At 73.3% G+C, this 25,999-nt stretch carries 24 protein-coding genes; 9 read left to right on the top strand and 15 right to left on the bottom strand.

Annotation, left to right across the window (positions count from 1 at the left end):
* Positions 1–377: 377 nt before the first annotated feature.
* The 3 genes from ACFOWE_RS13760 to ACFOWE_RS13750 all read right to left on the bottom strand — a co-directional run bounded on the left by ACFOWE_RS13760 (position 378) and on the right by ACFOWE_RS13750 (position 5,672).
* Entirely contained in the window at positions 378–2,063 is a 1,686-nt protein-coding gene (locus ACFOWE_RS13760; protein WP_377287684.1) for a ribonuclease J, read from the bottom strand.
* Between the two features lie 169 nt (positions 2,064–2,232).
* On the bottom strand, positions 2,233–3,147 hold the full coding sequence (gene dapA, locus ACFOWE_RS13755; protein WP_377287683.1) for a 4-hydroxy-tetrahydrodipicolinate synthase: 915 nt from the start codon (positions 3,145–3,147) through the stop codon (positions 2,233–2,235).
* Between the two features lie 50 nt (positions 3,148–3,197).
* Entirely contained in the window at positions 3,198–5,672 is a 2,475-nt protein-coding gene (locus tag ACFOWE_RS13750; RefSeq protein WP_377287682.1) for a discoidin domain-containing protein, read from the bottom strand.
* Positions 5,673–5,994: 322 nt separating this feature from the next.
* Between ACFOWE_RS13750 and ACFOWE_RS13745 the strand changes: the two genes are divergently transcribed.
* The 3 genes from ACFOWE_RS13745 (at position 5,995) to ACFOWE_RS13735 (ending at position 9,703) form a co-directional block, all read left to right on the top strand.
* Complete coding sequence (locus ACFOWE_RS13745) at positions 5,995–6,804, top strand: GntR family transcriptional regulator (protein ID WP_377287681.1); 810 nt, start codon at positions 5,995–5,997, stop codon at positions 6,802–6,804.
* A gap of 201 nt (positions 6,805–7,005) precedes the next feature.
* The gene (locus ACFOWE_RS13740; RefSeq protein WP_377287680.1) at positions 7,006–8,844 is read left to right on the top strand and encodes a serine/threonine-protein kinase; all 1,839 of its coding nucleotides are present in this window, start codon (positions 7,006–7,008) and stop codon (positions 8,842–8,844) included.
* Between the two features lie 217 nt (positions 8,845–9,061).
* Positions 9,062–9,703 (top strand): JAB domain-containing protein, encoded by a 642-nt coding sequence (locus ACFOWE_RS13735; RefSeq protein ID WP_377287679.1) that lies wholly within the window; start codon positions 9,062–9,064, stop codon positions 9,701–9,703.
* A 501-nt stretch (positions 9,704–10,204) separates the two neighbouring features.
* Here the strand turns inward: ACFOWE_RS13735 and ACFOWE_RS13730 are convergent.
* A complete protein-coding gene (locus tag ACFOWE_RS13730) occupies positions 10,205–10,519 on the bottom strand; it encodes a hypothetical protein (protein ID WP_377287678.1) in 315 nt (104 codons plus the stop codon).
* 106 nt (positions 10,520–10,625) lie between these two features.
* Here ACFOWE_RS13730 and ACFOWE_RS13725 point away from each other — a divergent pair, with 106 nt between their 5' ends.
* Positions 10,626–11,105 (top strand): GntR family transcriptional regulator, encoded by a 480-nt coding sequence (locus tag ACFOWE_RS13725; protein ID WP_377287677.1) that lies wholly within the window; start codon positions 10,626–10,628, stop codon positions 11,103–11,105.
* Between the two features lie 96 nt (positions 11,106–11,201).
* Complete coding sequence (locus ACFOWE_RS13720; RefSeq protein WP_377287676.1) at positions 11,202–11,882, top strand: GntR family transcriptional regulator; 681 nt, start codon at positions 11,202–11,204, stop codon at positions 11,880–11,882.
* Positions 11,883–11,922: 40 nt separating this feature from the next.
* On the opposite strand, the gene ACFOWE_RS13715 is transcribed toward ACFOWE_RS13720, so the two are convergent.
* Entirely contained in the window at positions 11,923–12,582 is a 660-nt protein-coding gene (locus ACFOWE_RS13715; protein WP_377287675.1) for a class I SAM-dependent methyltransferase, read from the bottom strand.
* Positions 12,583–12,637: 55 nt separating this feature from the next.
* Between ACFOWE_RS13715 and ACFOWE_RS13710 the strand changes: the two genes are divergently transcribed.
* The 4 genes from ACFOWE_RS13710 (at position 12,638) to ACFOWE_RS13695 (ending at position 16,042) form a co-directional block, all read left to right on the top strand.
* On the top strand, positions 12,638–13,423 hold the full coding sequence (locus ACFOWE_RS13710) for an alpha/beta fold hydrolase (RefSeq protein WP_377287674.1): 786 nt from the start codon (positions 12,638–12,640) through the stop codon (positions 13,421–13,423).
* Between the two features lie 190 nt (positions 13,424–13,613).
* Entirely contained in the window at positions 13,614–14,330 is a 717-nt protein-coding gene (locus tag ACFOWE_RS13705; RefSeq protein ID WP_377287673.1) for a CGNR zinc finger domain-containing protein, read from the top strand.
* Between the two features lie 139 nt (positions 14,331–14,469).
* Complete coding sequence (locus ACFOWE_RS13700; RefSeq protein ID WP_377287672.1) at positions 14,470–15,081, top strand: GNAT family N-acetyltransferase; 612 nt, start codon at positions 14,470–14,472, stop codon at positions 15,079–15,081.
* A gap of 91 nt (positions 15,082–15,172) precedes the next feature.
* Positions 15,173–16,042, top strand: coding sequence for a 1,4-dihydroxy-2-naphthoate polyprenyltransferase (locus tag ACFOWE_RS13695; RefSeq protein WP_377287671.1), 870 nt, complete (start codon positions 15,173–15,175; stop codon positions 16,040–16,042).
* A 100-nt stretch (positions 16,043–16,142) separates the two neighbouring features.
* Here ACFOWE_RS13695 and ACFOWE_RS13690 read toward each other — a convergent pair whose 3' ends face one another.
* From ACFOWE_RS13690 to ACFOWE_RS13645, 10 genes are all read right to left on the bottom strand, one after another.
* Positions 16,143–16,652 (bottom strand): GNAT family N-acetyltransferase, encoded by a 510-nt coding sequence (locus ACFOWE_RS13690; protein WP_377287670.1) that lies wholly within the window; start codon positions 16,650–16,652, stop codon positions 16,143–16,145.
* Between the two features lie 92 nt (positions 16,653–16,744).
* Positions 16,745–17,482: a 4-hydroxy-tetrahydrodipicolinate reductase gene (dapB, locus tag ACFOWE_RS13685; RefSeq protein WP_377287669.1), complete on the bottom strand. Its 738-nt coding sequence runs from the start codon at positions 17,480–17,482 to the stop codon at positions 16,745–16,747.
* An 85-nt stretch (positions 17,483–17,567) separates the two neighbouring features.
* Positions 17,568–18,878, bottom strand: coding sequence for a M16 family metallopeptidase (locus ACFOWE_RS13680; protein ID WP_377289108.1), 1,311 nt, complete (start codon positions 18,876–18,878; stop codon positions 17,568–17,570).
* Positions 18,878–21,229 (bottom strand): polyribonucleotide nucleotidyltransferase, encoded by a 2,352-nt coding sequence (locus ACFOWE_RS13675; RefSeq protein ID WP_377287668.1) that lies wholly within the window; start codon positions 21,227–21,229, stop codon positions 18,878–18,880. The genes ACFOWE_RS13680 and ACFOWE_RS13675 overlap by 1 nt, the downstream gene beginning before the upstream one ends.
* Before the next feature lie 313 nt (positions 21,230–21,542).
* Entirely contained in the window at positions 21,543–21,812 is a 270-nt protein-coding gene (gene rpsO, locus ACFOWE_RS13670) for a 30S ribosomal protein S15 (RefSeq protein ID WP_377287667.1), read from the bottom strand.
* Positions 21,813–22,025: 213 nt separating this feature from the next.
* On the bottom strand, positions 22,026–22,982 hold the full coding sequence (locus ACFOWE_RS13665) for a bifunctional riboflavin kinase/FAD synthetase (RefSeq protein ID WP_377287666.1): 957 nt from the start codon (positions 22,980–22,982) through the stop codon (positions 22,026–22,028).
* Between the two features lie 167 nt (positions 22,983–23,149).
* Positions 23,150–24,049, bottom strand: coding sequence for a tRNA pseudouridine(55) synthase TruB (gene truB / locus ACFOWE_RS13660; protein ID WP_377287665.1), 900 nt, complete (start codon positions 24,047–24,049; stop codon positions 23,150–23,152).
* 13 nt (positions 24,050–24,062) lie between these two features.
* Positions 24,063–25,088, bottom strand: a complete 1,026-nt coding sequence (locus ACFOWE_RS13655; RefSeq protein ID WP_377287664.1) for a DHH family phosphoesterase — start codon at positions 25,086–25,088, stop codon at positions 24,063–24,065.
* Positions 25,085–25,591: a 30S ribosome-binding factor RbfA gene (rbfA, locus tag ACFOWE_RS13650; protein ID WP_377287663.1), complete on the bottom strand. Its 507-nt coding sequence runs from the start codon at positions 25,589–25,591 to the stop codon at positions 25,085–25,087. The genes ACFOWE_RS13655 and rbfA overlap by 4 nt, the downstream gene beginning before the upstream one ends.
* Before the next feature lie 66 nt (positions 25,592–25,657).
* A complete protein-coding gene (locus ACFOWE_RS13645) occupies positions 25,658–25,957 on the bottom strand; it encodes a DUF503 domain-containing protein (RefSeq protein ID WP_377287662.1) in 300 nt (99 codons plus the stop codon).
* Between the last annotated feature and the right edge of the window lie 42 nt (positions 25,958–25,999).

The raw sequence follows: 25,999 nt of genomic DNA, 5'->3' as shown, positions 1-25,999 counted from the left end.
CGGGGGCCGCGGCCAGCCCGGCACCGACCAGGGCCGCCGCGGCGTACACCGCGACCCGGGCCCGGATGGGGGTTTTACCTAACACTGCGTGTCTTCCTTTTCGGTCAGGCTGCATGAGCACGCTGTGAAGCGCCGGAAAGCAAGATCAACAGAACAGAGCAAGATCCTGCCACCAACGCGAGCAAAGGTACCGGAACCCGCACCTTTTGGGAAAGCGCATTCCCAACTGTTCGGGGACATCGGGGACACAGGCCACCGGCACGCGGGCGTGGGGATCGAGCAGGAAACCCTCCGCCGGAAAGCAGGCCGAGCGGCAGGGGACGCACGGAGGGAGACGGGGCCGTACGGCGGCGGTGGCCGCCGTACGGCACGCCGGATCAGACCTCGACGATCACCGGAATGATCATCGGACGGCGGCGGTAGGTGTCGCTCACCCAGCGCCCCACGGTCCTGCGGACCACCCGGCGGATCTGGTCGATCTCGACCACTCCGTCGGCGGCGTTCTCCTCCAGGGCCCGCTCCACCTGCGGGATGACCTCGTCGAACCGGCCGGGGTCGATGCCCGAGCCGCGGGCGTGGACCTCCGGGCCCGCGGTCACCTTGCCGGTGTTGGAGTCCACCACGACGACGATCGAGATGAACCCCTCCTCGCCCAGGATCCGCCGGTCCTTCAGGGCGAACTCGGTGACGTCGCCCACCGACAGGCCGTCCACGTACACGTAGCCGGCCTGGACCGCGCCCACCACCCGCGCGCGGCCGTCGACCAGGTCCACCACCACGCCGTCCTCGGCGATCACGATGTGGTCGTCGGGCACCCCGGTGAGGGCGGCCAGCTTGGCGTGCGCCCGCAGGTGCCGCCACTCGCCGTGCACCGGCATGAAGTTGGACGGCCGGGTCAGGTTGAGCACGTACAGCAGCTCGCCGGCGGCGGCGTGCCCGGAGACGTGCACCTTGGCGTTGCCCTTGTGCACCACGCGGGCGCCCCACCGGGTCAGGCCGTTGATCACCCGGTTGACCGCGGTCTCGTTGCCGGGCACCAGCGAGGAGGCCAGCAGCACGGTGTCGCCCTCGGCGACCCGGATCGGGTGGTCGCGGTTGGCCATGCGCGACAGCGCCGCCATCGGCTCGCCCTGGGAGCCGGTGCAGATCAGCACCACCTCCTCCGGCGGCCAGCCCTCGATCTCCTTGGAGTCCACGATCAGCCCCGGCGGGACGTGCAGGTAGCCCAGGTCGCGCGCCACGCCCATGTTGCGGACCATGGAGCGGCCGATGAGCGCGACCTTGCGGCCGTGCCGCTCGGCGGCGTCGATGACCTGCTGCACGCGGTGGATGTGCGAGGCGAAGCTCGCCACGATGACCCGCTTGGCCGAGGTGCGGACCACCTCGTCGATGACCGGCCCGATCTCCCGCTCGCTGGTGACGAAGCCCGGCACCTCGGCGTTGGTGGAGTCCGACATCAGCAGGTCGACGCCCTCGCGGCCGAGCCGGGCGAAGCCGCCCAGGTCGGTCAGGCGCCCGTCGCTGGGCAGCTGGTCCATCCGGAAGTCGCCGGTGTGCAGCACGATGCCGGCCGGGGTGCGGACCGCCACCGCCAGGGCGTCCGGGATCGAGTGGTTGACCGCGAGGAACTCGCAGTCGAACGGCCCGAAGGTCCGCCGCTCCTCCTCGGCAACCTCGACCTTGACCGGCTGGATGCGGTGCTCGGTGAGCTTGGCCTCGATCAGCGCCAGCGTCAGCCTGGAGCCGACGACCGGGATGTCGCGGCGCTCGCGCAGCAGGTACGGCACGGCCCCGATGTGGTCCTCGTGGCCGTGGGTCAGGATGACCGCCTCGATGTCGTCCAGCCGGTCGCGGATGTAGTCGAAGTCGGGCAGGATCAGGTCGACACCGGGCTGCTCGGTCTCGGGGAACAGCACCCCGCAGTCGATGACCAGCAGCCGCCCGTCGAACTCGAAGACCGCCATGTTGCGGCCGATCTCGCCGAGGCCGCCCAGCGGGACGATGCGCAGCGCGCCCTCGGGCAGCGGCGGCGGCGGCCCGAGCTCGGGATGGGGGTGACTCATCCGGTCACACCTCTCTCACACGTGTCGTTCGGCCCGCAGGCCGGCGGGACCGCTCCCTCGCCGAACGCTCCGCACCCCGGCGGGCCTGAATGTTCTCGCACCTTCAAACCGGTGTTCCTCCCCACTGCGGCCGCCTGTCGGCCGCGACGTTCCTTCTCCTGCCACATCTTCAGTCGGACAGCTTCACGCCGCCCGCGACGAGTTCGGTGCGCAGCCGCGCCAGCTGCTGCTCGGTGGCCTCCACCAGGGGCGGGCGCACGGGGCCGGCGGGGCGCCCGACCAGCGCCAGCGCCGCCTTGGCCATGATCACGCCACCGGCCTGCATCATGACCCCGGAGATCACCGGGAGCAGCCTGCGGTGGATCTCCAGGGCTCCGGCGACGTCGCCGGAGCGGTACATCTTGATCATCTCGGCGATGTCGGCGCCCACCACGTGCCCCACGACGCTCACGCACCCGACGGCCCCGACCGAGAGCCAGGGCAGGTTCAGCGCGTCGTCACCGGAGTAGAAGGCCAGGTCGGTGGCGAGCATGACCTGCGAGCCGGCGAACAGGTCGGCCTTGGCGTCCTTCACCGCGACGACGCGCTCGTGCTGCGCCAGCCGGATGAGGGTCTCGGTCTGGATCGGCACGCCGGTGCGGCCGGGGATGTCGTAGAGCATGACCGGCAGGCCCGTGGCGTCCGCCACGGCCGTGAAGTGCCGGTAGAGCCCCTCCTGCGGCGGCTTGCTGTAGTACGGCGCGACCACCAGCAGGCCGTGGGCCCCGGCGCGCTCGGCGGCGCGGGCCAGCTCGACGCTGTGGTGCGTGTCGTTGGTGCCCGCTCCGGCCACCACGGCGGCGCGGTCGCCGACCGCCTCCACGACGGCGCGCACGAGGCGCTCTTTCTCCTCGTCGGTGGTGGTCGGGGACTCGCCCGTCGTGCCACTCACCACGAGCCCGTCATTGCGCTGCTCGTCCACCAGGTAGGTGGCCAGGCGCTGGGCCCCCTCGTAGTCGACCGCGCCGTCGGAGGTGAACGGCGTGACCATGGCGGTCAGCATGCGGCCAAAGGGGGCGTCGGAGGTTGTCGTCGGCGCTGCCATAGACGGAACGGTACCCGGATCCGATGAACCGGTGGACCTCGCCACCCCGCTCACCCCCCGTACACCGCCAGATCTATGAGCGAATACCCCCATTTGGTGCCCCGTTTCATGCCATAAACACGGATGTACCGTGCTGTGGCGGACAGTCCTCCGAGATCGTCCGTCCCGCCGTCCCCGCCGGCGACCTCGCGGATCGTCGTCCACGAGGCTCCGTCCACGGAGCCCTCGATCCGGTAGCGGGCACCGTACGCCCTCTCCCAGCGCAGCACCACCCGCGACACGTCCCGGGACTCGCCCAGATCGACGCCGATCCACTGCGGGTCCACCCTCAGGGGCGAGGCCCAGCGGGTGGCCGGGTCGCCGTCGACGGCGTTCTCCGGCCCCAGCCCCTCCGCCTCGACGCCCGAGGCGGTGGCCGGGCGGCCGCGCGCCAGGTCCGGGCCCTCCGAGTCGGCCAGGTAGCGCTCGGCGGCCTGCGCGGCCGTCAGCGCCCCCCGGGCGAGCACGACCTCGTCCAGCGCGCCCCGGAAGGGACCCATCGAGCCCGTGGGCAGGCCGATCACCTCGGGCACCCGGCCCGTCCGCCGCCCGTTCACGTACAGGGTGGTGCCGTGGGGGTCGGCGGCGAGGACGAGGTGGGTCCAGCGCTCCAGCGGAAGACGGTAGCCGAAGGAGAACTCCCGGGCGCCCGAGACGAGGACCTCGCCGTCCTCGACGGCGATCGCCTCGTCGAGGCGGCCGAGCAGCACGCCGCGTGCCCGGTCCTCCAGCCGCACCCACATGGAGACCGTCCACGGCGCGCCCGTGGAGGCGGCTCCGAGCAGGAACCTCCGGCCGTCGCCGAACCGGGCGGCCTTGCCGACCCGGCCGTCCACCGGGAACAGCGGTGTGGCCCGGCCCGCCGCGCCGTCCCCTTCCGTGGCCTGATCCGCCGTACCGGCCCCTCCGGTGTCCTGGCCCGCCGTACCGTCCCCGGCCTCTCCTGCCGGGTGTGCGACGGCGGTCGCGTGCACGCCGCCCGTGCTGTCCGCCGCCGTGACCAGCAGCCCTTCCCGCCACGCGGCCGCCACGTGGGTCTCGCCGTCCGGAAGGTGGGCCCGGTCGAAGTCGTAGCGGTGCTCCGCCTCCGGGGCCGGCGCCTCCCGCGGGGCGGCACCGGGCGCGTCACCCACCGCGCCCACCCGCGCCGCGAAGCCCTCGGCGGAGGCGAGCCGGTTCCAGGACCGCTCGGCGAACTCGGCCCGGGGACCCGCCAGCGCCTCCTCCGACGCCTCCGGGTCGCCGAAGAACACCGCCTCGGCGACCAGCGCCTGGCCGAGCCGGCCGGCCTGCGGGGTCCACGCGAGCAGATCGCCGCCGTGCGATCCCGCGGCCGGGAAGGCGTCGATGACGTCGTGCCCGCCGGTCCGCACGCTCTCCGGCGCGCCCTCGTTCAGGATCACCGGCTCGCCGTCCAGCGGCGGGACCCGGTCGCGGACCCGCAGGACCGGCCGCTTGCCCAGCGTCTCGGCGTGCGCGGCCAGCTCCCGCGCTCCGTCCAGCCACCCGGGCTCGTCGCAGGCGTCCACCCTGCCCAGGCCGAGCAGCGGCGCCTCGAACCATTCCGCGAACGCGTCGAGCACGGCGGCCAGTTCCCGTCTCACCGCGGGGTCGGCCAGGTCGGGCACGTGCTCGCCGCCGCAGCGGCGCGACGGGGTCAGCGCGGCCGCGTCCCCCAGAACGTCGAACTCGGGCACCACGGTGACGTGGTGGCGGCGCGCGACCTCCTGGACGGCCTCGATGCCGGCGCGATCGTAGTGCCGCGCGGGGACCGCGCCGGAGAAGGCCCCGTCGGCCCCGGCGGCGCCGCCGCGCAGCCGGAGGGCCGCGTCCCCGGAGAGCCGCAGGTGGAGGGTGTTCAGCTTCATCCAGGACATCCGCCGGACGAGATCCCCGATCCACTCGGGGGACCGGAACCCGGCCTGCAGGTCGAGGACGAGCACGCGCCGGCCGACGTCCGGCCGGTCCTCGACCGTGCCGTGCGGCACCTCGCCGGAGGCCCGCAGTGCCTGGAGCAGGGTGCGCCCGCCGTAGAAGATCCCGGCCGGCGTGGAGGCCTCGATCTCGACGTGGTCGCCGACCTCCAGGGCGTACGCCTCCGCGGCGGTCCCGTCGTCCCCCCGCACCCCGGCGGTCGCGACGGCCCGGTCGGCCCGCAGGGTCAGGACCACGTCCCCCGCCGCGGGTCCGGCGGCCGCCTGCTCCCCGGTCTCCGGTTCCCCGGCCGTCCGCTCCGCCTCCGGGAGCACGACCACCGGCACGTCCCTGCCGGTCACCTCGCGCAGGTCCTCGGCGAGACGCCCGGCCTCCTCGGCGGCCTCCGCCCGGGCCAGGACGCGGGAGCCCTCGGCGAGGCGGAACACCCCGTCGCCGGCCGTCCACCCGGCCGGCGCGGGCACCGCGACCGGGGGCGGGACGTCAGGACCCTGCGCCCCGGCCGGTACGGCCACCGCCGCGAGAGCGAGGGCGGCCGCAGAAACGATCATTAAAGATCGTACAAAATATCCAGACACGGGGGGCAATGATATTTATGTCCGCTTTGCCGCGAAAGCCGGGATCCCCACTTCCGGTGCGGACACAGAAAGAGACCGCCGATATGTGCTCGGGGGTACACACATCGACGGCCTCTACCGGTCAATCGGGAGCACACCCTGGGGCGTTACAGGATCGGCCAAGATATTTCCGGGCCTTCTCCGAAAGATCTTGGAACATGCCCCGAAGTTGGGACTCCAAATCGCCGTCATTACCCTGAGTTGCGCATCGAATACGGCAGGATAGGGCAACGCCTCACCCCTCAGGGATGGACACGTGGCAAGCTCCGATCCGGTCTACCTGCGCGTCGTCGCCGACATCCGCCGCCAGATCGTCGACGGCTCACTGCCTCCAGGCGCCCCGATCCCCTCCCGGGCCCAGCTGACCCGCAGGTACAACATCGGCGAGACCGCCGCCCGGCACGCGCTGCGCGTGCTCGCCGCCGAAGGCCTGATCGTCGGCCGGGTCGGCTCGGGCCACTACGTCCGCACCCGGCCCGCGCTCGTCCCGCTGCACCGCTGGCGCTTCCCCGAGCGGCCCTTCCCCTTCGCCGCCGGCCTGCACGACCAGGGCGCGCACGTCACCTGGGATTGGCGCACCGAGACCGTTCCCGCCTCCTCCGACCTCGCCCACCGCCTCCAGGTGGACGAGTCGGTCCCGCTCGTCCGCACCCGCTACGTCTTCCGCGGCGACGGCCGGCCCGTCCAGCTCGCCGCCTCCTACGAGCCCGCCGAGCAGGCCGGGCCCGGCGCCGGAGGGACCGGCAAGGAGGCGGCCGCCAGGCAGGCCGCCCCGACCGCCGCGAGAGCGACGGCGGTGAAGGAGCCCGGGAGCGCGGAGGCCGCTCTCCGCGGCCCGGTCGCCCGGCTCACCGCCTCCGGCGTCAAGGTGACCGAGATCGTCGAGCACGTCTACACCCGCGTCCCCGAACCCGCCGAGATCGACGCGCTCGCCCTGCCCGCCGGGACGCACGTCCTGCACGTCGAGCGCACCCACTGGGCCGGCGACCGCCCGGTCGAGACCAGTGACATCGTCATCCCCGGCGACCGCTTCCGGCTGGTCTACTCCCACTCCCTCCTCCCCTGACGGCCCCGCCCGTCTGGTGGAACGTCCGGATACGGGTGGCTCTGGAAGCAATGTGCAGGCGGCTGATCTGTGCTTATGCCTCCACGCGGCCCCCCGCCGGGACAGGATTGGGACGGCACGGCGCCCGGCACCGCGGGGCCCCGACCGGCTCCCGCGCCGCGGGGGCCTTCCAGCCGTCCCCGAGCGGACACGGAGGTGCGGATGAGCGCGGCGTCCCCGCTGCGGCCGGGTGATCCCACGCGGGTGGGCGACCACCTGCTCCAGGGGCGGCTCGGCGCGGGCGGCCAAGGCGTCGTCTACCTGGGCCGCGCCGCCGACGGGACCCCCGTCGCCGTCAAGGTGCTGCACGAGCACGTGCTGGCCGACGAGGCGGTCCGGGCGAGGTTCGCGCGGGAGGTCGCCGCGGCGGCGAACGTCGCGCCGTTCTGCGTGGCCAGGGTGCTCGGAAGCGACCTGGAGGCGGCCCGGCCGTACATCGTCTCCGAGTACGTCGAGGGCCCCTCCCTGCGGCAGGCGATCGAGCGGGACGGCCCCCGATCCGGCGCGGCCCTGCACCGGCTCGCGGTGGCCACGGCGACGGCCCTGGCCGCCGTCCACGAGGCCGGGGTCGTGCACCGCGATTTCAAACCGGACAACGTGCTGCTGGGTGCCGACGGCCCCCGGGTGATCGACTTCGGGATCGCCAGAGGGCTCGGGTCGGCGACCGTGACCAAGGGGCCCCTCGGCACCCCGGCCTACATGTCACCCGAGCAGCTGAACGGGGAGCGCGTCGGGCCGGCGAGCGACGTGTTCGCCTGGGGGTGCGTCCTGGTCTTCGCCGCCACGGGCCGCCCGCCCTTCGGGACCGACAGCCTGCCCGCCGTCGTCTACCGCGTCCTGCGGGGCGCCCCCGACCTGGGCGCCCTGGACGGGCCGCTGCGGGAACTCGCCGCCGAGACGCTGCGCAAGCTCCCCGAGGAGCGGCCGTCGATGCGCGAGGTCCTCCTCCGGCTCCTCGGTCAGGCGAGCGCCGGAGCACGGCCCGGCCGGAAAGCCACCGGGGCGGAGCCCGGCCAGGCGATCGCGGGACCCCCATCCGGCCCGGAACCCTCCGGACCACCGGCCGGCCCGGAACCCTCCGGCTCTCCGGACGACGTGGAACCCGCCGGGCCGCTCCCCGCGCGGGCGCCCGCCGCGCCGCCGCCCGGCCGTACACCCGCGGGATCGGCCTCCCCGAGCGCGCATCCGCAGGACACCGGTGCCCGCGGGCGGCGCGGGCGGACCGCGCTGGCCGCCGGGACGGCCGCATTGGCGGCGGTGGCGGCGACCGCGTTCCTGTGGCCGGTCCTCGCCGCACGACCGGACGGCGGGCACGGCGTCCGGGTGGACAGGACCGCCGCGCCGACCGCCCTGCCGGTCCCCCGTCCCGTCCGGTCCTCCGCTGGCGCGACGCCGGGGCCGACCGGGAGGACCGGTCCGCCGGGAGCGGGGAGGCCGGAGACGGCGGCGCCGGGACCGGCCGTGCCGGGAGCCGCCCTGCCGGGGGTGGCCCTGCCGGGAGTGGCCCTGCCGGGGGCGGCGCCTGCCCCGGGTGGGACGGAGCCACCGCCCGTCCCTGTCCCGAGCGGACCGGCGCAGTCACCGGAGCCCTCGGCACCGGCGACCGGGACGGCCTCACCGGAGGCGACGCCCGCACCCTCCGCGTCGGACCCGCCGGACACGCCCGCCGTGCTGCCCGCCTCGTTCGCCGGTGTCTGGCAGGGCGCGGTCCGCAGCGACCCCGGGCAGCAGGAGACGGTCCTCGTCCTCGCCGTCCGCAGGAACGGCAGGACCGTCATCGAGCGCTATCCGGGACGCCGGTGCACGGGGACGCTCCGGCTGACGCGCATCGCGGACGGGGTCGCGCACCTCGAGCGGGTGGCGATGCGCGGCGGCTGCGTGCGCGACGGCACCGCCACGCTGGCCCAGGGCACCGGTGAGACCCTGCAGTTCTCCTCTCGGGGCCAGGGCGAGGACAGCCGTGACGTCACCGCGTCGGGAACGCTGGAACGCCGGAGATGACCCGGCCGGACACGGACTCCCGCCCGGAGCCGGATCTGAGGATCGCGCACTACACGGCGGGGGGCAGAGGATGACCCGCCCGGACACGGGCTCCCGGCCGGAGCCGGGCCGATCGGGAGCCGAACGGCCGGCTCCGTGAACGGGGCCGAATGTCGGTCCCCCCTGGTACAACCGTCGCGGGTCCCCGAGCCGGAGGTGCCGATTGCGCGTCAAGGACATGCCCCCGACCGACCAGCCGCGCGAGCGCCTGCTCTCCCTCGGGGCCACCGCCCTGGCCGACCGGGAGCTGCTCGCCCTGCTACTCGGCTCCGGCGGCCGGGGCACGAACGCGGTCGAGCTCGCCTCGGAGCTGATCGCCCACTGCGGCGACCTGCGCGGCCTGGCCCGCTCCGACGCGCACCGCCTGATGGCGATCCGCGGCATCGGCCCGGCCAAGGCCGCCCGGGTCATCGCCGCCTTCCACCTCGTACGGCAGGCGCAGGCGGAGCCGGAGCGCCGCCGGATCACCGGCTCGGCCGACCTGGCGGCGGTCGCGGCCCCGCTCCTGCGCCACCTCGGCCACGAGCGGGTGGTCGCCGTGGTCTGCGACTCCGCCGGAGCGGTGCTCCGCCGCGCGGTCGTCAGCGAGGGCGGCAGCGACCACGTCCCCGCGCCCGTCCGCGAGATCGTCACGCTCGTCCTGACCTCCGGCGGCTCCTCCTTCGGCCTGGCCCACAACCATCCCGCGGGCTCCCTCGACCCCAGCCCCGCCGATCTCGACGTCACCGCCCGCCTCCGCCAGGCCGCCGAGACCGTCGGCCTGCGCTTCCTCGACCACGTGATCGTCACCGACACCGCCTGGCGCCGCATCACCGGTTGACCCGTCATGGGACCGTCCGGGGTCTGTGCCCCTCACCGGACCCGGGCCGGTCTCCCCGGCCACCGCCGTTCCCGGAACACGGCGGCGGCCGGGGACGCCTGGCGGTGACCGGCTGTTCCCGGAGCCGATCACCGGACCCCGGCGGGCAGGTGCTTCGCCCGCCGGGGAGTTCGGGGTGCCTGTCGCGGAGCCCGCGTCCGGCCGCGGTGCGGAGGGGCTCCGCGACAGGCGCTGGACCCGGCGGCAGGTGGGATGTGTGGGCTGCCGCCGGGATCTTGACCGGTGGTCCCACGCCCCCTCCAGGTCATGGGACCACCGCCCGGCCCTTCCGGCGGACCCTTCGACGCCGGAAGGGCCGGGAGTTCTCTGAGGCTCCGGGAGCCTCCTCGGCACCGATGGCTCGCGGCCACCGGCCTCTCTACCGGGGTGGCGGAACGGGGATTCCGCCACCCCGCCCACGGCCTGTCGGCGGGCCGCCGCGCGAACGCTCCGGTCGCCTCCTCACCGTGCGCTTCCGATCAGTAACCGGAACCACAATTCCTGTGCCTCCTTCGCCCGCACCCAGGGGGACTCGTGCACGATCATCCGCCCGTCCAGCCGGTGCGTCCGCCGGACGAACATCAGCCCGCCCGCCTGGCAGAGCTCGTAGAACGTCGCCTTGCAGCAGCACGTGTGCTCCTTCACCCGGATCCGCTCGGCCCGCGGCCGCTCCGGCCGCCAGTCGATCCGCTCGTGCCGCTCCTGCAACGCCCCCACATGACGGCTGTGATGTTCCTCCTCCAGCACCACGACCACCGCCGTTCGCCCTGCCGTCATGCGCCAACAATAGGCTACATCGCCTCTAGTGGTCTAGTGCACGTATACAGTAGTTGAGTGTATGTACCTTTTCTTCCTCATATTCCTTTTGGTCTATCATTCGGCCATGCTTGACCGCGAAGGGCCGGTACCGGTCTACAAACAGATCGCCGAGGAGATTCGCGCCCGCATCCTCGGAGGTGAGCTCAGCCCAGGTGAACCGGTGCCGAGCGAGGCCGAACTGGAGACCGCGTACGACATCGCCCGCACGACGGCACGCCGCGTGGCCAGAGAGCTCCGGGAGCAGGGTCTCGTCTACACCGTCCAGGGAGAGGGCACCTTCGTCGGAGAGCCGGGAACACCCCGGCCCGAAGACCGCATACCGGTGTACCAGCGGATCGCGACGGAGATCCGCGAGCGCATCGTCCGGGGCGAACTGGTGCCGAACCGGCGGATCCCCGGCGAGAAGGAGCTGATCAAGCAGTACGGCGTCGCCAAGGCGACCGTACGCCAAGCCATGGCCTTCCTCCGCGACCAGGGCTGGGTCTTCACCGTCCCCTATCGCGGCACCTATGTCTCACCTCGCGAAGACTGGCCGCACAAATGAACAAATCCCCATAAAGCAGTACCGTCTAGTTCACCTACGTATCACCTAGTTCAGTGAACCAGCGCTCTTACCTACCTTGTTACCTAAAATACTCGCATGCTGGATCACGAAGGCGATACCCACCTGTACCTCCAGGTGGCTGAGATCATCCGACAGCGCGTCGTCAGCGGAGCGATCCGCCCCGGCTCCGCCGTACCGAGCGAGTCGGAGCTCCGGAGCGAGTTCGGCATCGCCCGCACCACCGCCCGCAGAGCCATCCGCGTGCTCCGCGACGAAGGTCTCGTCCACACCGTTCAGGGGGAGGGCACCTTCGTCGGCCCACCGGACGCCTCTCGGCGCGGAGATCGCTCGATCTCCGTCTACCGGCAGATCGCCCAGGAACTGATCGGTCGCATCACCCGAGGTGATCTCAAACCCCGCCGCGCCATCCCGAGCGAGGCGACGCTGGTAGAGCAGTACGGCGCGGCCAGAGAGACGGTACGGCACGCCATCGCGCTCCTGAGGGAACAGGGCTGGGTCTACACCGTCCCCCAACGCGGCACCTACGTGCACAAACGCGAGAAATGGTCGACGGAGAGGAAGAGATCACCGGCCGAGCCCCATCAACGCCCCACCGGAGACGCACAGAGGGCCGAGTACTCCATCAGCGCCACCGACGGAGAGATCCCCGTCGGCAGTATGCCCGGCGAGGCACGGGACGCGCGGGCAGAACTCCGGGCCAGAGCCCGCCGGCTCGGCGTCCTCGCCGAGCGGCCCGAGAGACTACCGGATGCCTGACCGTGATCGCCTGATCCGGCGGATCAGGTGAGGCGGTCCTCTATACGAACGCGACGACGGCGTATCGCTCGTCCTGGACGGAACGCCCCCACAGAGCGGGATCAAGGAGCGGCTCGACGCGCAGTGTCCTCACCAGCGGCCGCAGCGCCCGCACGAGCCGTTCGGCCTCGACCCCGCCCATCCACGGCATCGGCGCGGAGCCGGCCCCGTAGGGCCGGCTCCCGTCCGGCTCGGCGCTCGCCCATCGCCCCTCGACCAGCACCAGCCGGCCGCCGGGGCACAGCAGGCCGACCCAGCGGCGCAGCGCCTCCTCGGGGGCGGGCAGCGTCCACAGCAGGTGACGGGAGAGGACCACGTCGAAGGAGGCTCCCGCCTCCGCGGGCGGGTCGCCCGCGTCGCCCACCATCATCACGGCGTCGAACCCGGCACCCGTGAGCTTGCGCCGGGCCCGCTCGACCATCAGCGGCGCCAGGTCCACCCCGACCGGCCGGTGGCCCTGCTCGGCGAGGACCAAGGAGAGCGAGCCGGTGCCGCACCCCAGGTCCAGGACGTCGGCGGGAGAGGGAGGCGTCCACGAGCGCAGCCGCTCGGCCCACGCGGCCCTGACGTGCGGGTCGCGGAGGCCGTGGTCGGCCTCCTCGTCGAAGGAATCGGCGAAGGCGTCCCAGAAGGACGCGATCGAGGCACTGGTCTCCGGCATCGGCCGATCATGTCACCCGCCACCGACAGGGACGGCGCGCGGGAAGTAAGACGTCATGGAGAAGGTACGTTCCGCCGACGGCACCGAGATCGCCTTCGACCGGGTCGGCGCGGGGGCGCCGGTCGTCCTGGTCGGCGGCGCCTCCCGCGCCCGGACGGCCCACACGCGCCTGGCCGGGCTGCTGGCGGAGGAGTTCACGGTGCTGAACTACGACCGCCGGGGACGGGGCGACAGCGGTGACACCGCTCCGTACGCGGTCGAGCGGGAGATCGAGGACGCCGGCGCCGTGATCGGCGCGGCCGGCGGGCCGGTGGCGCTGTTCGGCGACTCCTCCGGCGCGCTCCTGGCCCTGCGCGCGGCGGCGGCCGGTCTGCCGGTCACCCGGCTGGCGCTCTGGGAGCCGCCGTTCGTGTCCGGCCCGCAGGCGGCCGGCATGCGGTGGGAGTACGCCGCCCGGCTCGCCGGGTTGCTCGGCGCGGGCCGCCGCGGTGAGGCCGTGGCACTGCTCGTGTCGACCGCGGGCCTGCCCGACGAGATGGTCGAGACGATGCTCCGCGCGCCGATGTGGCCGGAGCTGGAGGCGCTGGCGCACGCGCTCGCCCACGACGCGGCCGTCATGGACGGCGACCCGGTCCCGGCCGCCCTGGTCTCCTCGGTCAAGATCCCGGTGCTGGTGCTGCACGGCGGCGAGACGGGACCGTGGACCGCTGAAATGGCCCGCGCGCTCACCGGCGCGCTGCCCGACGCGCGTTCCCGCGTCCTGGAGGGCCTGAGCCACGACGTGGACCGGGCCGTCCTCGCCCCGGTGCTGAGGGACTTCCTCGCCGGACGCACCGGGTGATCCCGATGGCCGCCCGCTCACCGGACGTACCGGGTGAGCCGCGCGGTGCGTCCGGAGGAGGGCTCCGCCGGCCGGACGGCCTGTGGCGGCCCGGGATCGGAGCGGACGGGCTCCGGACGGTCCCGGTGGAGCAGAAGACCGGGACAACCACCTACTGCCGTACAGTGGTGGCGGAGAGGTGATTCCGACCATGACCGAGCCCGCCGCCCTGGTGTGCGACTTCGTCAACAGCTACGACGTCGAGAGCGGCGCCGACGCGCTCCCCTCGTCCCAGGCGCTCGTCGCCTGGCTCGCCAGGCGCGGCCTGGCCGGGGCGGACGACACGGCGGGCGACGAGGAGCTGGCCGTCGCCGTCGGCCTCCGCGAGTCGCTCCGCGCGGCGCTGCGCACCAACCATCCCCCGTCCTCCGTCGGGGGTTCCGCCGGGGAGGCGGAGAACGGCCCCGCCGGAAGCCCTCCGGAAACCGCCGGGGAGCCGGGGAGCGGCCCGCCCGGAAGCCCCCGGGGAACCGCCGGGGAGCGGGGGAACGGCCCGGCCGGAGGCGGCCCCCTGGGAGACGATCCGGGCAGGACCGCTTGCGGGGAGCCGGGTGGCGCCTCGGAGAACCCGCTCCCCCGCGTTCTGGACCGGCTGCCCGTCACGGTCGTCCTGACCGCCGAGGGGCCGGTCCTGGAGCCGGTCACCTCCGGTGTGCTCGGCGGGCTGGCGCGGATCGCGGCGGCGGTGGTGGAGGTCCGGGTCGCGGGGCTCTGGCCGAGGATGAAGGTCTGCACGGAGAGCACCTGCCAGTGGGCGTTCGTCGACTCCTCCAAGAACCGCTCGCGGTCATGGTGTTCGATGAAGGTCTGCGGAAACCGCACCAAGACCAGGGCATATCGGGCACGACGACAGAGCGGGACAGGTTAGCGTCATCTGTGAGGCAGATTCCCCGATACGGTGTAACTGCCTGTCTCCAGGGTCCACCCGCCCGACGCCCGCTCGCGTGGCATGAGACCCGCGAGGCAGCGCGTCCCAGCGGCGTACGGCAGATAAGGAGCGGGCCGAGATGGCAGACGTAGGCGTGCGGGCGGCTCGGCACGATGATGTCGACGCGGTGACGAGCACCCAGATCCGCGCCTGGCGATACGGATACCGGGAGTTCCTGCCCGAGGGCCCCCTGGAGCAGATGACCGGCCCGGCCGCCGAGAAGATGTGGCGCCGGCAGTGGGAGGAGGCGATCCTCAGCCCTCCCACGTCCCGGCACCGCGTGCTGGTCGCGGTGGAGCGCGTCGTCCTCGACACCGACGCGTTCCCCGCACTCGGCCCGGGCGGCATCGAGGCCCTCGCGGCGATGCAGGGCGCGGAGCGGGTGGTGGGGCTCGCCTCGCACGCCCCCGCCGAGGACCCCGACCTCAACCCGGACACCACCGCCGAGATGCTCTCCTTCCTGGTGGACCCCGACTTCGTCCGGCGCGGCCACGGCAGCCGCCTGCTCAACGCCACGGTCGACCACCTGCGCGAGGACGGCTACCACACGGTCGTGACCTGGGTGTTCGCCGACAACTACGCCCTGCTCGGCTTCCTGGAGTCGGCCGGCTGGGGCGAGGACGGGGCCGAGCGGGTCCTGGACATGGGCCGTCCGGTGCGGATGGTCCGCATGGCCACCGACATCAGCTAGCAATCCGCGCGGGTCCCGCCCCGGCGGGGCCCACCGGGTCCGCCGCGGCCCGCGGGCGCCGCGCCCGTCCCGAGAGGAAACCCGTCAGCCCATGGCCACCCCCAGCCAGTGGATCGCCGGAGCCCGTCCGCGCACCCTTCCCGCCGCCGTCGTCCCCGTCGCCGTCGGCACCGGCGTCGCCCTCGGGTACGGCGGCGCGGTGTGGTGGCGCGCCCTGCTCGCCCTGTTCGTGGCGCTCGCCCTCCAGGTGGGGGTGAACTACGCCAACGACTACAGCGACGGCGTGCGCGGCACCGACGACGACCGGGTCGGCCCGATGCGCCTGGTCGGCTCCGGGGCGGCCTCCCCGCGCCAGGTCCTGGCCGCCGCTCTGGGCTGCTTCCTGGCCGCCGCCGCGGCCGGACTGGCGCTGGTCGTGGTCACCCGGGCGTGGTGGTTGCTGGCGGTCGGCGCGGCGGCGATCGCGGCGGCCTGGTTCTACACCGGCGGTTCCCGCCCGTACGGCTACCGCGCGCTCGGCGAGGTCTCGGTCTTCGTCTTCTTCGGCCTGGTGGCCGTGGCGGGCACCACGTTCGTCCAGCTGGAGCGGCTCCCCTGGCTCGCGGTGGCCGCCTCGGTCCCCGCGGGCCTGCTGTCCTGCGCCATGCTGGTGGTCAACAATCTGCGCGACATCGTGACCGACGGCCCGGCCGGGAAGCGCACGCTGGCGGTCGTCCTCGGCGACGCCCGCACCCGCACGCTCTACGTGTTCTGCCTCGTCCTGCCGCTGCTCGTCGCGCTCGCCCTGGTCCCCTGGCAGCCGTTCGCGGCTCTGGGGGTGCTCGCCGCGCCGCTCGCGCTCGCGCCGGTGAAGGCGGTCCGCGCGGGCGCCACCGGCCCGGCACTGATCGCGACGCTCCAGCAGACCGGCCGTTTCCAGCTGGTCTTCGGCGCGCTGTTCACCCTCGGCCTGGCCCTGTAGGACACGGGCCCCGCAGGGAACCGGCCCCGCAGGACACCGCGGGGAGCGGGCCCGGGCACGTCCCGGCCCGGCGCCGCGGGGAGCGGAGCCTCCGGCCCCCTCACAGGAGCCGGCGCATCACGACGCGGGGCGCGAGCTCGATGCCCAGCTCCCGCTCGTGCGCCACCAGCGCGGCCAGCTCCGGCCCCCACTCGGCCGGATCGAGCACGGCGAAGCCGCGCCGCGCGTACCAGGGCCCGTTCCACGGCACGTCCCGGAACGTGGTGAGCGTCACGGCGGGCGCGCCGGCCGCCGCCGCGTGCGTGCAGACGGCCTCCACCAGGCGCCCGCCGATGCCCCGCCGCCCGTGGGCGGGGTGGACGGCGAGCTGGTCGAGGTGGACGTTCCCGTCGGTCCAGCCGACCATCGCGAAGGCGACCGGCGGGTCACCGGCGACCAGGACCCGGGACGGGTCGCCCGCCTCCTCGACCATCGTCGTGCCCGCTGGGAAGACGATGCCGACCTGGGCGAAGAGCCCGTCGGCCGCGGTCTCCACCGCCGCCAGCCCCGGCAGCTCCTCCGCCGTCGCCCAGCGGACCCCGGCAGGGACCGGATCCGTAACGTTCCGCATGGGAACCGAGGATAGGGCGGCGTCCCTCCCGGATCATCTGGATTACCGGCCGGGACGGCCCAGGGAGGCCGGCCTGTCCCGGCCGCGGCGCCTCACAGGTCGAGCAGGTGCTCCAGGCCGACGGTCAGGCCCGGGATCTCACGGACCCGGCGGACTCCGAGCAGCACCCCCGGCGTGAAGGACGCCCGGTTCATGGTGTCGTGCCGGATGGTGAGGATCTCCCCGTCACCGCCCAGCAGCACCTCCTGGTGGGCGATCAGCCCGGCCAGCCGTACGGCGTGCACATGGACCCCGTCCACGTCGGCGCCCCGGGCCCCGTCCAGCTCGGAGCTGGTCGCGTCGGGCATCGGGGCCGTCCCGGCCTTGCGCCGCGCCTGCGCCACCAGCTCGGCCGTACGGCGGGCGGTGCCCGACGGCGCGTCGGCCTTGTTCGGGTGGTGCAGCTCGACGATCTCGACGGAGTCGAAGTAGCGGGCGGCCTGCTGGGCGAAGTGCATCATCAGCACCGCCGCGATGCCGAAGTTCGGCGCGATCAGCGCGTTGACGCCGGGGTTGGCCTCCAGCCAGCCGCGCACCCGCTCCAGCCGGTCGGCGTCGAAGCCCGTGGTGCCCACCACCGGGTGGATGCCGTGCTCGATGCACCAGCGCATGTTGTCCATGACCACGTCGGGGTGGGTGAAGTCGACCACGACCTCGGCGCCCTCCAGCGCCTCGATCGGGTCTCCCGTGTCGACGGTCGCGACCAGCTCCAGGTCGTCCGCCGCCTCGACGGCCTTGCACACTTCGACACCGACGCGCCCGCGGGCGCCCAGAACTCCAACCCTGATCACGGTCCAAGGCTATACCCGGCGCGGAACGGCGGACGCCCCCGGCACCGGGGTGCCGGGGGCGTCGAGGTGGATCCGGGGACGGCGGTCAGGCGGAGACGGCCCAGCCGAAGTCCTTGTCGGCGTAGGGGCCGATGACCGCGAGGGTCCGCGGGCGGGTCAGGATGTCGCGGGCGACCGCGGAGATATCCTCCGGAGTCACCGCCTCGATCCTGGCCAGCACCTCGTCGACGGAGAGGAACTCGTCGTAGACGAGCTCGCCCTTGCCGATCCGGGACATCCGGGAGCCGGTGTCCTCCAGGCCGAGCACGAGGCCGCCGCGCATCTGGCCCTTGCCGCGGGCGATCTCCTCCTCGGAGATGCCGTCGTCGACCACGCGCAGGAGCTCGTCCCGGCAGATCTTCAGCACCTCGTCGGTCTTCGACGGCAGGCAGCCGACGTAGACGCCGAACTGGCCGGTGTCGGAGTACTGGGAGGTGTAGCTGTAGGCCGAGTAGGCCAGGCCGCGCTTCTCCCGGATCTCCTGGAACAGCCGCGACGACATGCCGCCGCCGAGCGCCGCGTTGAGCACGCCGAGGGCGAAGCGGCGCTCGTCGGTCCGGGTCAGGGCGGTCGTGCCGAGCACCAGGTTGGCCTGCTCGGTCGGCCGGTGCAGCACCCGGACGCCGGAGCCGACCGTGACCGCCTCGCCCGAGACCCTCGGCGGGACCGGCGTGGCGTCGCCGCCCAGCGCTCCCGCCCGCTCGTAGGCGGCGGCGACCAGTTCCACCACCCGCTCGTGCTCGATGTTGCCCGCCACCGCCACCACGGTGCGCGCCGGCAGGTAGCGGGTCCGGTAGTACTCCTCGATCCGGTCGCGGCCGATCGCGTTGATCGTCTCGACCGTGCCGAGGATCGGCCGCCCGATGGGCGTGTCGCCGTACAGCTCGGCGGAGAACTGCTCGTGCACGACGTCCGACGGGTCGTCGTCGTGCATGGCGATCTCCTCCAGGATCACGCCCCGCTCGGCCTCGACGTCGTCGGCGGTGATGAGCGAGGAGGTGACCACGTCGGCGAGCACGTCGATCGCCACCCGCAGGTCCTCGTCGAGGACCCGCGCGTAGTAGCAGGTGTACTCCTTGGCGGTGAAGGCGTTGATCTCACCGCCGATGCCCTCGATCGCCGCCGAGATCTCCAGTGCGTCCCGCGTGGGCGTGCCCTTGAACAGCAGGTGTTCCAGGAAGTGGGAGGCCCCCATGTGCTCGGGGGCCTCGTCACGCGAGCCGATGCCGACCCACATGCCGACCGCGACGCTGCGCACGGTCGGCATGCTCTCGGTCACCACCCGGAGCCCACCGGGGAGGACGGTGCGCCGTACGACTCCGGCGCCGCCGGAACCGGGGTGCAGAGTGGTGGTGATCACGAGTTGCGGTCTTCTCCCCCGCGGCTCCTGCCGCCGCCGCTGGTCCGGGTCCGGGTGCGGGTGCGGCGCGGCTTCTCCTCACCGGAGGCGGCCGAGGGCTGCTCCACCGACGCGGGAGCGTCGTCCGGCTCCCCCGACTCCGGAGTGCCGGCCTCCGCCGGAGCCTTCGCCTCGGCCTCCTTCTCGACCACCTCGACGGGGACGAGGGAGAGCTTGCCGCGGGCGTCGATCTCAGCGATCTCCACCTGGATCTTGTCGCCGACGTTCATGACGTCCTCGACGTTCTCGATGCGCTTGCCGCCGTGCAGCTTGCGGATCTGGGAGACGTGCAGCAGGCCGTCCTTGCCCGGCATGAGGGAGATGAACGCGCCGAAGGCTGCGATCTTGACGACCGTGCCCAGGTAGCGCTCGCCGACCTCCGGCATGTGCGGGTTGGCGATGGCGTTGATGGCCGACCGGGCCGCCTCGGCGGACGGGCCGTCGGTGGCGCCGATGTAGATGGTGCCGTCGTCCTCGATCGTGATCTCGGCGCCGGTGTCGTCCTGGATCTGGTTGATCATCTTGCCCTTCGGGCCGATGACCTCGCCGATCTTGTCGACCGGGACCTTGATCGTGATGATGCGCGGCGCCGTCGCGTTCATCTCCGCCGGCGAGTCGATGGCCTCCTGCATCACGTCGAGGATGGCCAGGCGGGCGGCCTTGGCCTGCTTCAGCGCGGCGGCCAGGACCGAGGCGGGGATGCCGTCGAGCTTGGTGTCGAGCTGGAGCGCCGTGATGAGCTCCCTGGTGCCGGCGACCTTGAAGTCCATGTCGCCCATGGCGTCCTCGGCGCCGAGGATGTCGGTCAGCGTGACGTACTGGTCGCCCTCGTTGATGAGGCCCATCGCGATGCCCGCGACGATGCCCTTCAGCGGGACGCCCGCGTCCAGCAGGGACATCGTGCTCGCGCAGACCGAGCCCATCGAGGTGGAGCCGTTGGAGCCGAGGGCCTCGGAGACCTGGCGGATCGCGTAGGGGAACTCCTCGCGGGCCGGCAGCACCGGCAGGAGCGCCCGCTCGGCGAGCGCGCCGTGGCCGATCTCCCGGCGCTTGGGCGAGCCCACCCGGCCGGTCTCACCGGTGGAGTACGGCGGGAAGTTGTAGTTGTGCATGTAGCGCTTGGTGCGCTCGGGGTTGAGCGTGTCGATCATCTGCTCCATGCGGAGCATGTTCAGCGTGGTGATGCCCAGGATCTGGGTCTCGCCGCGCTCGAACAGGGCCGACCCGTGCACCCGCGGGACGACGTGGACCTCGGCGCTGAGCTGCCGGATGTCCTTGGGGCCGCGGCCGTCGATGCGCACGCCCTCGCCGATGACCCGCTCGCGCATGAGCTTCTTGGTCAGCGCCCGGAAGGCGGCGCCGATCTCCTTCTCGCGCCCCTCGAAGTCCGGGCCGACCTTCTCGGCGGCCAGGGCCTTGACCCGGTCGAGCTCGCTCTCGCGCTCCTGCTTGCCGGCGATGGTCAGCGCCGCGGCCAGCTCGCTCTTGACCGCGCCGGTGACGGCCTGCAGGACGTCGTCCTGGTAGTCGAGGAAGAGCGGGTACTCGGCGGTCTCCTTGGCGGCGGTCTTGGCCACCCGGGCCTGCGCGTCGCACAGGACCTTGATGAACGGCTTGGCGGCCTCCAGGCCCTGCGCCACCGTCTCCTCGGTCGGCGCGACCGCGCCCTCGGCGACGAGCTTGAGCGTGTCGCGGGTGGACTCGGCCTCGACCATCATGATCGCGACGTCGCCGTCGTCCAGGACGCGGCCGGCGACGACCATGTCGAAGGTGGCGCTCTCCAGCTCCGAGTGGGTCGGGAAGGCCACCCACTGGCCCTCGATCAGGGCGACGCGCACGCCGCCGATCGGGCCGGAGAAGGGCAGCCCGGCGAGCTGCGTGGACAGGGAGGCTGCGTTGATGGCGACCACGTCGTACAGGTGGTCGGGGTGGAGAGCCATGATCGTCGCGACGACCTGGATCTCGTTGCGCAGGCCCTTGACGAACGACGGGCGGAGCGGCCGGTCGATCAGGCGGCAGGTGAGGATGGCGTCCTCGGAGGGCCGGCCCTCACGGCGGAAGAACGAGCCGGGGATGCGGCCCGCGGCGTACATCCGCTCCTCGACGTCCACCGTGAGGGGGAAGAAGTCGAGGTTCTCCTTGGGGGACTTGGAGGCGGTGGTCGCGGACAGGACCATCGTCTCGTCGTCGAGGTAGACGACGGCGGAGCCCGCCGCCTGGCGCGCGAGGCGGCCGGTCTCGAAGCGGACCGTACGCGTGCCGAAAGAGCCGTTGTCGATGACGGCTTCGCTGCTGTGGACACCCTCCACGGGGGACCTCCTTGTGTAGGTCGCCCGCGTCCCCCAGGCACGCGTGTCGCACCTGGGCCTCTTTTCGCCGCTTCCCCGTAGGTGCAGCGCCGGTCTTCGATCGAAGCGCCCGGTTCCTGCGCGGCACGAGCCGCGGCGACCGGGAGCCACTACCGAGGACCGGCCCGCAGGCGTCGCGGGGACGCTTGCTCTCGGACGCGGGGCACTGTCTCGGCTGTTCAGTTTTGCTCACGGGACCGGCGCACCCCCGGCGCGACGCGCCGGGGACCGGCCCATGAGACGGGGAGCGGCACGGATGCCGCTCCCCGCAATGCTATCGGCGCAGACCGAGCCGCTCGATGAGCGAACGGTAACGCGCGATGTCCTTGCTCTGCAGGTACTTGAGCAGACGGCGACGACGGCCGACCAGCAGCAGCAGACCGCGCTGGCTGTGGAAGTCGTGCTTGTTGCGCTTCATGTGCTCGGTGAGCTCACTGATGCGCTTGGTCAGGAGCGCGATCTGCACCTCGGGCGAGCCGGTGTCGGCCTCGCTCTTGGCGTACTCACCGATGATCTGCTTCTTGGCGGCGCTGTCGAGCGACACATCTCTCCTTGAACATCTACGGGCACGCGCGATCTCGATGGCCCGAACGACCGTGCGTGCCTACAGTCGCCGTGGCTGGGTCAGCCGCCGGGGGTTACGACACCACCGGTTACAGAGCTGACATGCCAGGCTACCATCGGCCTCCGAGCCCTCGCACACCCGACACGCCGCGTGCTCCCCCGCGGAACCCGTCGGGGAGCGCGCGGCGCCGGGTCAGGAGGAGGTGAAGCGGCGGGCCTCGTCGACGTCGGCGTGCATCTGCTCGACCAGCGCCTCGATCGAGTCGAACCTCAGGTTGTCGCGGAGCCGCGTGCCGAACTCCACCGCCACGTGCGCGCCGTACAGCTCCAGGTCGTCGCGGTCGAGCGCGTAGGCCTCGACGGTGCGGGCCACCCCCTCGAACGTCGGGTTGGTGCCCACGGAGATCGCCGCGGGCCAGCGCTCGCCGTCGTAGGCGGCGGGCAGGTTGCCCACCGCGATGCCCTGGAGCCAGCCGGCGTAGACCCCGTCCGGCGGGATCGCGGTGAGCTCGGGCGGCTCGACGTTGGCGGTGGGGAAGCCCAGCTGGCGGCCCCGCTGGTAACCCCGGACCACCACGCCCTCCACCCGGTGCGGGCGGCCCAGCGCGGCGGTGACCGCCTCGACGTCGCCCTCGGCGAGGCGCCGGCGGATCATCGTCGAGGAGACGGTGTCGCCGTCGACGACCAGCGGCACGCCCTCGGCCTGGAAGTCGTACTTCTCCCCGAGGGTGCGCAGCGTCTCCACGTCACCGGAGGCCTTGTGGCCGAAGCGGAAGTTCTCCCCCACCACGACCCCCGCCGCGTGCAGCCGGTCCACCAGGACGGTCTGCACGAACTCGTCCGGGCTCATCCGGGAGAACTCCAGCGTGAACGGGAGCACGCAGACCGCGTCCACCCCGAGCGCGCGGAGCAGCTCGGCGCGGTGCCTGACCGTCGTCAGCCGCGGCGGGTGCGTGCCCGGGCGGACCACCTCGTCCGGGTGCGGGTCGAAGGTCACCACCACCGAGGGGAGCCCCAGCCGTCCGGCCATCGCGACGGCGCGCGCCACCAGCCGCTGGTGACCGGCGTGCACCCCGTCGAAGACACCGATCGTGACGACCGACCTGCCCCAGCCCTCGGGCACGTCGTCCAGTCCGTGCCAGCTTCGCACCGCAGCCTCTTCCCTGTATGACGGATCGACTTCTCAAGCGTGCCATGCCCTGCGGGCTCCTCCCCCATCGGGGGAGGCTCCCCGGCGGCGGGAGCCCCGCCCGCGGGCGCCGCCGCGGCGGCCTCCGGGAGAGGGCGTCCCCGGGGCATCTCGGGGGCGTCCCGGGGTCAGCCCACGAAGACGGCCAGGGACCTGGTGGTCTTCCCGCGCTCCTCGACCAGGGCCAGCAGCGCGCCGTCCGGCCCGAACACCCCGATCGGTCCCCCGCCCAGCCCGAGCGCGGGCAGCCGCCCGCCGTGCGCCACCGTGCGCGCCTGCTCCGCGGTCACGTCACGGCGGGGGAAGGCCGCGGCGACGGCCTCGGCCATCGGCAGGATCACGCACTCCCGCGCGAGCTGCTCGATCGTGTGCGCCATCGGCAGGTCGTAGGGGCCGACCCGGGTCCGGCGCAGGTAGGTCAGGTGGCCGCCGACGCCGAGGGCGGCGCCGAGGTCGCGCGACAGCGCCCGGATGTAGGTGCCGCTGGAGCAGCTCACCGAGACGTCGACGTCGACCAGGTCGCCCTCCCGCCGGACGGCGGTGACCTCGAAGGCGGAGACCGTCACCGGCCGGGCCGCCAGCTCGACCTCCTCCCCCGACCTGGCCCGCTTGTAGGCCCGCTGCCCGTCCACCTTGATGGCGCTCACCTGCGGCGGGATCTGCATGATGCGGCCGGTCAGGGCCGCGACGCCCTTGCGGATCTCCTCGTCGGAGACCCCGGCGGCCGGCGTCGCCCGGGTGATCTCGCCCTCGGCGTCGTCGGTGTTGGTCGACTGGCCCAGCCTGATCGTGCCGTCGTAGCCCTTCTCGGTCAGCGCCAGGTGGCCCAGGAGCCGGGTCGCCTTCTCCACGCCGACCACCAGCACACCGGTGGCCATCGGGTCCAGGGTCCCGGCGTGGCCGACCCGCCGGGTGCCCGCGATGCCGCGGAGCTTGCCGACGACGTCGTGCGAGGTCCAGCCGGCGGGCTTGTCCACGACGATCAGCCCGCTCGGCGGCGGGGTTCGCTTGGCGCGAGCCGTACTCATCAGTGCATCCTTCTCACGCGGGCGCGCCCTCTGTCAGGAGCGCGCGGAGACTCGCCATGGTCTCCTCGACGGGCAGGTGGGAGGTGAAACCCGCGGCCCGGACGTGCCCGCCGCCGCCCAGCGCGGCGCAGACCCCGGCGACGTCCACACCGCCCCGGGACCGGGTGGAGACCTGCCAGGCGCCGTCGTCGTCCTCCTTGAGGACCACGGTCACCTCCGCCTCGCCGGCGCGCCGGACCACGTCGATGACCGGCTCGACCTCGTCGTACGGCAGGCCGTACGCGGCCCGGTCCGCGCGGGTGACGAACGTCCAGACCAGGCCGCCGCCCACCTCGGGCTCCAGCACGGCGCGGTCCAGGGCGGCGCTGAGCACCTTCAGGTAGCCGAACGGGGAGTCGTCCCAGAGCCGCCGGGCGATCTCCTCGGTGTCCAGCCCGGCGCCGAGGAGCCTGGCGGCCGTCCGGTGGGCCTGCGGGGTGGTCGAGGAGTGCTTGAAGGAGCCGGTGTCGGTGACCAGGCCGGTGTACAGGCAGGTGGCGACGGCCTCGTCGATCGGCAGGCCGAGCCGGTCGAGCAGCCGCTCGACGAGCACGGTGGTGGCGGAGGCGGCGGGGTCGACCAGGTTGACCGTGCCGAAGCGCGGGTTGGACGGGTGGTGGTCCACCACGATCAGCTCCCGCGCCCTGCCCGCGCTGCCGGCCAGCGTGCCCAGCCGGTCCACGGTGGCGGCGTCGAAGACCACCATCAGCTCGGGGGCCTGCGGGTAGTCGCCGGGCTCGACCAGGAGGTCCTGGCAGGGCAGGAAGCGCAGCAGCCGGGGGACCGCGAAGCGGCGGTCGCCGAAGGAGGCCGTCACCCGCTTGCCCGCCGCCCGGAGCGCCGCTCCGGCGGCGAGCATGGACCCCAGGGCGTCCCCGTCCGGGGAGACGTGGCAGGCCAGGGCGATCTCGTCGGCGGACGAGATCAGCTCGGCGGCCCGGTCCCACTCGGGATCCGGCGCCGGGCCCGCCGGGCCGCCGGCACGCACGTCGGGTGTCACGTCGCCGGGCGTCCCGCGGCGCCGTCCGCGCCCTCGGTGCCCTCCGCCTCGGCGCCCTCGAGGTCCTCTGTGTCCTCGAGGTCCTCCTCGGGCCGCCGGTACGGGTCGGCCTCGCCGGCGTACTGGGCCTTCTCCCGCCGCTTGGCGATCTCCTCGTCCCTGGCCCTGGCCGCCGCGAAGAGGTCGTCCAGGTGCCGGGCGCTGTCCGGGAGCGGGTCGTGGGTGAACGTCACCGTCGGCGTGTGGCGCAGACCGGTCTGGCGGCCCACCTCCGAGCGGATGAGCCCCTTGGCGCTCTCCAGTGCCGAGGCGGAGTCGGCCCGCTCCGCCTCGGAGCCGAAGACGGTGTAGTACACCGTGGCGTCGCTGAGGTCCGCGGTGATCCGGACGTCGGTCACGGTCACGAAGCCGAGCCGCGGGTCCTTGATCCGGCGCTCCAGCATCTCGGCGACAACCTGCCGGATACGGTCAGCGATCTTGCGCGCGCGTGCGGCGTCCGTCATCGCTCCCCCTTCTCACAGCGACGACCGGGCACGAAGGGGGTCTTCGCGACCGGTCGTCTGCGTCTACTAGTCCTCGTCCTCGTGGTAGAGCCGCTGCCTGGCCGACAGCAACTCGATCTCCGGGCGGCCGGCGACCAGGCGCTCGCAGTCGTCCATCACCGCGCCGCAGTTGGCGGCAGTGGCGGAGACGACCGCGATCCCGATCTCCGTGCGGCGGTGCAGGTCCAGGTGACCGGTCTCGGCGACCGCCACGGCCGGGAACCGTCGCTGCACCTCGGCGATGATGGGACGCACCACGGAGCGCTTCTGCTTCAGCGAACGCACGTCACCGAGCAGGATGTCCAACGTCAGGGCACCTACGTACATGACAGGTTCACCGCGCATCGTCCTGTCTCCGCCCCGCGCCGG

This window comes from Planomonospora corallina (assembly GCF_042650625.1).
Classification (GTDB): Bacteria; Actinomycetota; Actinomycetes; order Streptosporangiales; family Streptosporangiaceae; genus Planomonospora_B; species Planomonospora_B corallina.
The sequence above is the reverse complement of the archived record's forward strand: the minus strand, read 5'-3'. Positions and strand labels throughout refer to the sequence as shown.